This window comes from Terrabacter koreensis (assembly GCF_054783315.1).
Map to the genome: position 1 here is coordinate 1 of NZ_BAAGQU010000016.1, position 539 is coordinate 539.

Here is a 539-nt window from a genome sequence, read left to right on the forward strand (position 1 = left end):
GGTCTGACCGCGGGCACGCCAGCCGCCGCCGTCGGGGATCTTGCCCAGTTTCTTGACGTCCATGTGGACCAGCTCGCCGGGCCGCTCACGTTCGTAGCGGATCGCGGTCTGTTTTGAGGACCGGATCACCTCACCGGTCATCGGGTCACACTCACGCAGGTAGGGCACCTGGTGGCGGCGCAGGATCCGGGACACGGTCCGGGCCGGCACCCCGAGCCTCGGGCCAAGCACGTCCGGGCCTTCGCGATGCTGCGCCCTGGCGGCCAGGACCTGCTGCTCGACCTGGTCGCTGGTCTTGCCGGGCATCGCGTGTGGGCGCGAGGAGCGCGTGACCAGACCGCGCTCACCTTCGGCGGCGTGGCGCTCGATCCACGTCTTCACGCACTTGCGAGAGACCCCCATCGCTGCCGCGATGTGGGCTTGTTTCCAGCCGGCTTGGTGGCGCTGGACGATCAGCCGGCGACCGTGAACGGTCAGGCGAGCACTACCGTGGGACACGAGAACCTCCGGGTTGGAGTGGGCCTTAGACAAGCCACATC

General features: G+C 68.6%; 1 protein-coding gene. It reads right to left on the minus strand.

The window, feature by feature from the left end; all coding sequences use genetic code 11:
- A partial coding sequence (locus tag ACYVNR_RS21665; protein WP_461051033.1) for a helix-turn-helix domain-containing protein occupies positions 1-498 on the minus strand: 498 nt, incomplete at its 3' end.
- Positions 499-539 lie beyond the last annotated feature (41 nt).